Raw genomic sequence first — 8,767 nt, forward strand, 5'->3', positions numbered from 1 at the left:
CTCTGTGTCTGTGTCTCTCTGTCTCCTTCTGCGGGGTGTGCTCGATCCCGGCGGGGCGGGCGCGCGCCCCCCCCCCCCCCCCCCCCGCGCGGCGCGACGACGAGCGAAGGAGGGAGCCGGAGCGATGGGCGACCACAAAGAACAACAGCCCGTGCGAGTGGGCGCGGCCGTCCGGCGGCGACGCCGTGCGCTGGAGCTCACCCTCGCCGACGTGGCCGAGCGCAGCGGGCTGTCGGTGCCCTTCCTGAGCCAGATCGAGAACGACCGGGCGCGCCCCAGCAGAAGCTCCCTGGAGAAGGTCGCCGACGCCCTGCGCACGACCGCCGTGGAACTCCTCGCCGCCGCCGATCCCGCCTGCAGCGTCGACGTCGTCCGCTCCGACACCACCGATCAGGACTTCACTCCCCGGGTGCGCTCCCTGGTCCGCGGTCACCATCAGCTGCACGCCTCGGAGTTCACCGGCGACCACGACGCGGGCCGTGAATTCCAGCACCGCAACGACGAGTTGATGTACGTCGCCGACGGTGCCGTGGAGATCGAGGCGGAGGGCCGCGCCTACCGGCTCGGGCGCGGCGACACCCTCTACCTCACGGGCGGCGTCCGGCACCGCTGGCGGGCCACGGTTCCCGACACCCGCGTGATCGTGGTGGCGGTGGCGGAACACATCGAGGCGGTCCAGGACCGTTCACGCTAGTGCGGGTCGTCTCCCTCGTTCCGTCGCTCACCGAGGCGGTGGCCGTGTCCGCGCCGGGCGTCCTGGTCGGCGCCACCGACTGGTGCACCCGGCCCGCGGACCTGCCCGTCGTCCGCGTGGGCGGCACCAAGAACCCCCGCCTCGACCGCATCGCCGGACTCGCCCCGGACCTGGTGATCGCCAACGAGGAGGAGAACCGCGCCCCCGACCTGGACGCCCTGCGCTCGGCGGGTCTGGAGGTGCTGGTCACCGAGGTGCGGGAGGTGCCGCAGGCCTTCCGGGAGCTGTCCCGGGTGCTGGCCGCGTGCGGTGCCCCGGCCCGCCCCCGATGGCTGTCCGAGGCGGAACGGACCTGGTCGTCGCTCCCGGCACCCCGGCACCGCACGAGGGCGGTCGTGCCGATCTGGCGGCGCCCCTGGATGGTCCTGGGCCGGGACACCTTCGCGGGCGACGTGCTGGCCCGGCTGGGCGTGGACCACCTCCACGCGGACCATCCGGAGCGCTACCCGCGCATCCCGCTCGACGAGTTGCGGGCGGCGGCCCCGGACCTGGTCGTCCTCCCGGACGAGCCCTACCGCTTCACCCCCGACGACGGCCCGGAGGCCTTTCCGGGGTTGCCCTGCGCCCTCGTCAGCGGACGGCACCTGACGTGGTACGGCCCGTCACTGGCCGAGGCGCCGTCGGTACTGGCCGAGGCCCTGCGAGCAGCTCACCGCTGACCAGCCCCCGTACCGTCCCGGCGGCCGCCGCCGCCCACGCGGCGACGAGCACGCCGTACAGCGCCACCGCGAGCCAGTCGTACCCGGCCAGCCCCGTGTGCCGGGCGAGCGCGGCGGACCCGGTGACACAGGTGCCGACCGGGAAGGTGAACGCCCACCACGTCATCGCGAAGCCCATGCCATGCCGCCGGGCCCGCACCACATGGGCGGTGGCCAGCCCGAGCCACAGCAGCGCGAAGCCCATGACCGGCACCCCGTAGAGGACGGCGAGCAGGCCGAAGCCCTGGTCGTACGGCGCCGGGACGACCCCCGGGGCCACGTCCGCGAACCGTCCGACGGCGGTGGTGGACTGCCCGAGCGGCCCCAGCACCAGGAACAGTGTCGGCGTGAGCGCGAGCGGGAGCGCCTCCCCGGTGATCAGCCTGGCGAAGACGAGGGGCAGCATCAGCAGCGTGGCGAGCAGGCTGAGCCCGAACATCGCGAAGCAGGCGAACAGCAGGCTCTCCCGGGGCTGCCCGGCCGGAAGGTGCGGCACGAGGGCCGGTCCCAGGGCGGCGGACACCATGGGGGCGACCAGCGGCAGCAGCCACACGGGCGTGGCCTGCCCCGGCTCTGTCCGGTGGCGTACGGCCATGAGGTACGGCACGGCGACGGCGGCCGCCAGCCCGACGACCGTTCCGGCGACGAACAGCACGCCGTCGAGGACGACCGCGGCGCCGGTTCCGATCCAGTCCCGTCCGACGGCCATGGCACCTCCGCCGACGGCCAGCAGAGCCATGGACAGGCAGCCGTAGAACGGGGCCGCCGCAGGGTCGAGGAGGTGGGCGCGGGCCTGGTCGCGGTGGTGCGCCCAGTGCAGGGCACGGGCGCCGAGCAGGGCCAGGAGGAGCACACAGGACAGGGCCCAGACAGCGGCGCACGCGGGACGCAGGCCGTCGCCGAGCGGGGGGAGCGCGGCACCGGCGCTTCCCACGATGGCCGTGCCCATGACGGAGGCGTACCAGTTGGGGCCGAGATGACGGACGGCTGCGATGACCATGACTGCACGGTCGCGCGCCTGGACGGCAGCGACCAGGGAGTCTGTCTCTATGGGGGCATAAGCTGGTCTTATGAGCGATGCGGAGGAGTGGCGGGGGTCCGGAACACTGGCGCACCGGGTGCCGGACCTGGGGGCCCTGGAACTGCTGCTGGCGGTGGCGCGGCTGGGCAGCCTCGGGGCGGCCGCGCGGGAGCTCGGCATCACCCAGCCGGCCGCCAGCAGCCGGATCCGCTCCATGGAACGCCAGCTGGGTGTGGCCCTGGTGGACCGCTCACCACGCGGCTCCCGGCTCACGGACGCCGGTGCGCTGGTGACGGACTGGGCGCGACGCATCGTGGAGGCGGCGGAGGTCTTCGACGCGGGGGCGCAGGCGCTGAGGGACCGCCGTGACTCACGCCTGCGGGTCGCGGCCAGCATGACGATCGCCGAGTACCTGCTCCCCGGCTGGCTCCTGGCCCTGCGCGCCGAACGCCCCGACACCGCCGTGTCGCTCCTGGCGGGCAATTCCGCGGCGGTGGCGGAACGCCTCCTGGCGGACGAGGCGGACCTGGGCTTCGTGGAGGGCCTCACGGTGCCGCCGGGCCTGGACTCCGCCGTGATCGCCCACGACCGTCTGATCGTCGTCACGGCCCCCGCCCATCCCTGGGCGCGCCGTCGGCAGGCTCTCCCGGCCGCCGAGCTGGCGACCACCCCCCTGATCCTCCGGGAGCGCGGCTCCGGCACCCGCCAGGTCCTCGACGCGGCCCTCGGCGGCCTGGCCCGCCCCCTCATCGAACTCTCCTCCACCACGGCGGTGAAGGCCTCGGCGGTCAGCGGCGCCGGCCCGGCGGTCCTCAGCGAACTCGCCGTCCGGGAGGAGCTGGCGATGCGGCGCCTGGTCAGCATCCCCGTCGACGGCGTCTCACTGGCCAGGGACCTGCGCGCCGTCTGGCCGACCGGACACCGCCCGACCGGCCCCGCACGCGAGCTGCTGTCACTGACGCGAGGCTGAGCCGCACGGCGAACGCACCACCACGAGGCGGCCCGCACCACGAGGCGGCCCGCACCACTACGAGGCGGCCCGCACCAGTTCGCGCATCACCCTCAGGTCGTCGTCCATCTCCGGATGCCACTGCACTCCCAGGACCCATCCGGTGCCGGACGGGAGCTCGACGGCCTCGATCGTGCCGTCGGACGCGTACGCCGACGCGACGAGCCCCTCGCCGAGCCGGTCCACCGCCTGGTGGTGGTACGTCGGTACCGACGCCTCCTCCGGCACGGCTCCCGCGTACAGCGTCCCCGGCACCGGCTTGACCGGATGCCGTCCGAAGACCCCGACCGACTCCGTGTGCCCGTCGATGTGCTGCGTCAGCGTGCCCCCGAGGGCGACGTTCAGCAGCTGCATGCCCCGGCAGATGCCGAGCAGCGGCACGCCCGCGGCCAGCGCCGCGTCGATCAGGGCGAGTTCCCAGGCGTCGCGCTGCCGGGCCGGCGGCCCCGTACGGGGGTCGCGCTGCGCGCCGTACCGCACCGGCTCGACGTCCGGGCCGCCGGCGATCACCAGGCCGTCCAGCCGCGCCACGGCCGCCGAGGCGTGCTCCGGATCGTCCGGCGGCAGCATCGCGGCCAGCCCCCCGGCCCGCTGCACCAGCCGCGGATACCCGGCCGGGAGCAGTGCGGCCTCGAGCTCCCACACGCCCCAGCGCGTCCCGGACTCCAGATACGTGCTGACGCCGATCAGCGGTCTGCCCGCCATACGACCTCCCGCTCCCCACAATGGACTGTGCTCATACCTTTGCCGAGGCGCCGGTGAACGGCAAGCCCTCACCTCACGCCAGGAACCCCCGCAGCAGCGCGGCCGTTCCCGCGCAGTGCTCCCGCATCATCTCCCGCGCCCCGTCCGCGTCCCCGTCCAGCACGGCCTCGACCAGCGCCAGGTGCTGCCGCTGCGAGTGCTCCAGGTTGCGGACGAGCAGCGGGATGCAGTCCAGCAGGTCGTTCACCGTCGCCCGCACCGCCGCGTACTGCGCGGTCAGCGTCGGCGAGCCGCACAGCTCCGCCAGGGTGAGGTGGAGCAGGGTGTCCAGGCGCCGGTACTCGCTCAGCGGCGCGTCGTGCGTTCGGGCCAGCGCCTCACGCAACCGCTCCGCCTGCTCTCCGGTCAGCCCGTGCGCCGCGCACAGCCCCGCCGCTCCCACCTCGAGGACCTCGCGGAACCGGAGCACGTCCTCGATGTCGACCTCGGCGATCCGCCGCCGCAGCTCGTCCTCGCCGCCCGCGTCGGTGCGCGGCAGCACGAACGTTCCGCCGTAGCGCCCGCGCCGCGACTCGACCAGTCCCTGGTCCTGCAGCACCTTCAGTACCTCGCGCAGCGTCACCCGGCTGATCCCGAGCCGCTCGGCGAGCTCCCGCTCGGCCGGCAGCCGCTCGCCGCCCGGCACCAGGCCCAGCCGCACGACCTGCAGGATCTGCTCGAGCGCCTCCTCGAAGCCGTTCCCCGCACGCACCGGCCGCAGCACCGGGGTGAGGCGGTCGCCCAGCCCCCCCGGCTCCGTCTCCTGCGACATCCGGCCGTACCCCCTTCCCAAGCAATGGTTCTCCGCAATACCTTATGGCTCCTGGCCCGGCCGAAAAAGCGCGACGAAGCCGAAGGAGCCCTCCCGTGGCAGACCGCACACCCCCCCTCAGTGTCGAGGAGCTGCACGCCCTCGTCGCGAGCGGCGAGATCGACACTGTCGTCCTGGCCTTCCCCGACATGCAAGGGCGGCTCCAGGGCAAGCGGTTCGCCGCTCGCTTCTTCCTCGACGAGGTGCTGCACCACGGCACCGAAGGCTGCAACTACCTCCTCGCCGTCGACACCGAGATGAACACCGTCGACGGCTACGCCATGTCCTCCTGGGACCGCGGCTACGGCGACTTCGCCATGCACCCCGACCTCTCCACCCTGCGCCGCGTGCCCTGGAACGCCGGCACGGCCATGCTCATCGCCGACCTCGCCTGGGAGGACGGCGCCCCGGTCGTCGCCGCCCCCCGCCAGATCCTGCGCCGCCAGCTGGAGCGCCTCGCCGAACTCGGCTACACCGCCCAGGTCGGCACCGAGCTGGAGTTCATCGTGTTCAAGGACACCTACGAGCAGGCCTGGGACGCGAACTACCGGGGCCTGACCCCGGCCAACCAGTACAACATCGACTACTCGGTCCTGGGCACCGGTCGCATCGAGCCCCTGCTGCGCCGCATCCGCAACGAGATGGCGGGCGCGGGCCTGACCGTCGAGTCGGCCAAGGGCGAGTGCAACCCCGGCCAGCACGAGATCGCCTTCCGCTACGACGAGGCCCTGGTCACCTGCGACCAGCACGCCGTCTACAAGACCGGCGCCAAGGAGATCGCCGCCCAGGAGGGCGTGTCCATCACCTTCATGGCCAAGTACAACGAGCGCGAGGGCAACTCCTGCCACATCCACCTCTCGCTCGCGGACGCCGACGGCGGCAACGCCATGGCCGGACCCGGCGGGATGAGCGAGGTCATGCGGCACTTCCTCGCCGGCCAGCTCGCCGCCCTCCGCGACTTCTCCCTCCTCTACGCCCCCAACATCAACTCCTACAAGCGGTTCCAGCCGGGCTCCTTCGCCCCGACCGCCGTCGCCTGGGGCCACGACAACCGGACCTGCGCCCTGCGCGTCGTCGGCCACGGCCGCTCCCTGCGCTTCGAGAACCGGCTGCCCGGCGGCGACGTCAACCCGCACCTCGCCGTCGCCGCACTGGTGGCCGCCGGACTCCACGGCGTCGAGCAGAAGCTGGAGCTGCCCGAGCCCTGCCCGGGCAACGCCTACACCGCCGAGTTCGAGCACGTGCCCACCACCCTGCGCGAGGCCGCCGACCTGTGGGAGAACAGCCCGATCGCCAAGGCCGCCTTCGGCGACGAGGTCGTCGCGCACTACCGCAACATGGCGCGCGTCGAGCTGGAGGCCTTCGACGCCGCGGTGACCGACTGGGAGCTGCGCCGCTCCTTCGAACGCATGTGAGAGGTCCTTCCGTGTCGAACGAGCCCGAGCTCCAGGTACTCAACCCGGCGACCGAGGAGGTCGTCGCCACCGTCCCCGCCGCCGACGCGGCCGACGTGGACCGCGCCGTGGCCCGCGCCGCCGCCGTCCAGCGGACCTGGGCGGCGGCGGCCCCCGCCGACCGGGCCCGTCTGCTGCGCCGCTTCGCCGACGTCGTCGACGCCCACGTCGAGGAACTGGCACAGCTGGAGGTCCGCGAGGCGGGCCACCTCCTCGGCAACGCCCGCTGGGAGGCCGCCAACGCCCGCGACCTGCTGCTCTACGCGGCCGGCGGCGCCGAACGCCTCCTCGGCAAGCAGATCCCCGTACCGGGCGGCTGGGACGTCACCTTCCAGGAGCCCCTCGGGGTGGTGGGCGTGATCGCCCCCTGGAACTTCCCGATGCCCATCGCCGCCTGGGGGTCCTTCCCGGCGCTCGCCGCGGGCAACGCGGTCGTCCTCAAGCCCGCCGAGACGACCCCCCTCACCGCCCTCCGCCTGGCCGAACTGGCCCTGGAAGCCGGCCTGCCCGAGCACCTCTTCCAGGTCACGCCCGGGTACGGCCACACCGCCGGCCGGGCCCTGGTCGACCACCCCGGCGTGGCCAAGATCGTGTTCACCGGCTCCACCCGCACCGGCCGCGAGGTCATGGAGCGCTGCGCCCGGCAGGTCAAGCCCGTCACCCTCGAACTCGGCGGCAAGAGCCCGAACATCGTCTTCGCCGACGCCGACCTGAAGGCGGCCGTCGACCCGTTCTCCTTCCTCGACAACTCCGGCCAGGACTGCTGCGCCCGCACCCGGATCCTCGTCCAGGAGTCCGTGTACGACGAGGTCGGCCGGCTGCTCGCCGACGCCCTGTCCGCCGTGGTGGTGGGCGACCCGGCCGACGAGAAGACCCAGATGGGACCGCTGATCAGCCGGGGGCAGCTGGACCGCGTACGGTCGTTCGTGCCCGACGACGCCCCCGGTCTGCGCGGCAGCGCGCCCGACGGGCCCGGGTTCTGGTTCCCGCCGACCGTGCTCACGGGGGAGCGGCCCGACTCGGAGGCGGCCCGCGAGGAGATCTTCGGCCCGGTTGCCGTGCTCCTGCCCTTCACCGACGAGGAGGACGCGGTCCGCCTCGCCAACGACACCCCCTACGGCCTCGCCGGCTCCCTGTGGACCCGGGACCTGGGGCGCGCCCTGCGCGTCTCCCGGGCCGTCCGAGCGGGCAACCTGTCCGTCAACTCCCACTCCAGCGTCCGGTACTGGACCCCCTTCGGCGGGTTCAAGCAGTCCGGCCTCGGCCGTGAACTGGGCCCGGACGCCCTGACCGCCTTCACCGAAACCAAGAACGTCTTCATCAGCACGGAGGGGTCCGCACAGTGACTCAGGCTCAGGAGAACATCTGCCGCCGGCTGGTCGGCCGTACCGCCGTCATCACCGGAGCCGGCAGCGGCATCGGCCTCGCCACCGCGCGCCGCCTCGCCTCCGAAGGCGCCCACATCGTCTGCGGCGACGTCGACGAGGCACGCGGCAAGGCCGTCGCGGAAGAGGTCGGAGGGCTCTTCGTGAAGGTCGACGTCACCGATCCCGAGCAGGTCGAGGCCCTTTTCAAGGCGGCCTTCGACACCTACGGCAGCGTCGACATCGCCTTCAACAACGCCGGCATCTCACCGCCCGACGACGACTCCATCCTGGAGACCGGCCTGGAGGCCTGGAAGCGCGTCCAGGAGGTCAACCTCACCTCCGTGTTCCTGTGCTGCAAGGCGGCCATCCCCTACATGCGCCGCCAGGGCAGGGGTTCCATCATCAACACGGCGTCCTTCGTGGCCCGGATGGGCGCGGCCACCTCGCAGATCTCGTACACCGCCTCCAAGGGCGGCGTGCTCGCCATGTCGCGCGAGCTGGGCGTGCAGTTCGCCCGGGAGGGCATCCGGGTCAACGCCCTGTGCCCGGGCCCGGTCAACACCCCGCTGCTGCGGGAGCTGTTCGCCAAGGACCCCGAGCGGGCCGCCCGCCGCCTCGTGCACATCCCGGTCGGCCGGTTCGCCGAGGCCGAGGAGATCGCCGCCGCCGTCGCCTTCCTGGCCAGCGACGACTCCTCCTTCGTCAACGCCACCGACTTCCTCGTGGACGGCGGCATCTCCGGGGCGTACGTCACGCCCCTGTAGGGAGTGAACGGTGCGGTTCGGGCCGTACGCGACACCTTCTTGCGTGGACCCTGGTCGCGGGCGCCCCCCCCGCCGGCGCCCCCCACGGTACGACACGGGGCCCAGGATAGGCGGGACCGACGGCACCCTCGTACGGGCCCAGCGG

General features: G+C 73.3%; 9 protein-coding genes. 6 read left to right on the plus strand and 3 right to left on the minus strand.

From position 1 onward, the window contains the following. Positions 1 to 124: 124 nt before the first annotated feature. Positions 125 to 694 carry a helix-turn-helix domain-containing protein gene (locus tag ACFW2E_RS18075; RefSeq protein ID WP_384467479.1) on the plus strand — a complete coding sequence of 190 codons (570 nt, stop codon included), beginning with the start codon at positions 125 to 127 and terminating at the stop codon, positions 692 to 694. Next, complete coding sequence (locus ACFW2E_RS18080) at positions 694 to 1,413, plus strand: helical backbone metal receptor (protein ID WP_384467481.1); 720 nt, start codon at positions 694 to 696, stop codon at positions 1,411 to 1,413. The genes ACFW2E_RS18075 and ACFW2E_RS18080 overlap by 1 nt, the downstream gene beginning before the upstream one ends. Here the strand turns inward: ACFW2E_RS18080 and ACFW2E_RS18085 are convergent. Then, the gene (locus ACFW2E_RS18085; RefSeq protein ID WP_384467483.1) at positions 1,325 to 2,452 is read right to left on the minus strand and encodes a TDT family transporter; all 1,128 of its coding nucleotides are present in this window, start codon (positions 2,450 to 2,452) and stop codon (positions 1,325 to 1,327) included. The genes ACFW2E_RS18080 and ACFW2E_RS18085 overlap by 89 nt on opposite strands. Positions 2,453 to 2,522: 70 nt before the next feature. On the opposite strand from ACFW2E_RS18085, the gene ACFW2E_RS18090 reads away from it, so the two are divergent. Beyond that, positions 2,523 to 3,443, plus strand: coding sequence for a LysR family transcriptional regulator (locus tag ACFW2E_RS18090; protein WP_384467485.1), 921 nt, complete (start codon positions 2,523 to 2,525; stop codon positions 3,441 to 3,443). Positions 3,444 to 3,500: 57 nt separating this feature from the next. On the opposite strand, the gene ACFW2E_RS18095 is transcribed toward ACFW2E_RS18090, so the two are convergent. After that, a complete protein-coding gene (locus ACFW2E_RS18095; RefSeq protein WP_384467487.1) occupies positions 3,501 to 4,187 on the minus strand; it encodes a gamma-glutamyl-gamma-aminobutyrate hydrolase family protein in 687 nt (228 codons plus the stop codon). Between the two features lie 73 nt (positions 4,188 to 4,260). Then, positions 4,261 to 4,998, minus strand: coding sequence for a FadR/GntR family transcriptional regulator (locus tag ACFW2E_RS18100; RefSeq protein WP_384467489.1), 738 nt, complete (start codon positions 4,996 to 4,998; stop codon positions 4,261 to 4,263). A gap of 95 nt (positions 4,999 to 5,093) precedes the next feature. Here ACFW2E_RS18100 and ACFW2E_RS18105 point away from each other — a divergent pair, with 95 nt between their 5' ends. From ACFW2E_RS18105 to ACFW2E_RS18115, 3 genes are read left to right on the plus strand one after another with little or no spacing between them, the layout of a single operon-like run. Then, entirely contained in the window at positions 5,094 to 6,452 is a 1,359-nt protein-coding gene (locus ACFW2E_RS18105; RefSeq protein ID WP_384467491.1) for a glutamine synthetase family protein, read from the plus strand. A gap of 11 nt (positions 6,453 to 6,463) precedes the next feature. Beyond that, entirely contained in the window at positions 6,464 to 7,837 is a 1,374-nt protein-coding gene (locus tag ACFW2E_RS18110) for an aldehyde dehydrogenase family protein (protein ID WP_384467493.1), read from the plus strand. Next, positions 7,834 to 8,622, plus strand: a complete 789-nt coding sequence (locus ACFW2E_RS18115; protein WP_384467495.1) for a 3-oxoacyl-ACP reductase — start codon at positions 7,834 to 7,836, stop codon at positions 8,620 to 8,622. Before ACFW2E_RS18110 ends, ACFW2E_RS18115 begins: the two co-directional genes overlap by 4 nt. Positions 8,623 to 8,767: the final 145 nt, after the last annotated feature.

The sequence above is a fragment of the Streptomyces sp. NPDC058964 genome (assembly GCF_042741275.1).
GTDB lineage: Bacteria > Actinomycetota > Actinomycetes > Streptomycetales > Streptomycetaceae > Streptomyces.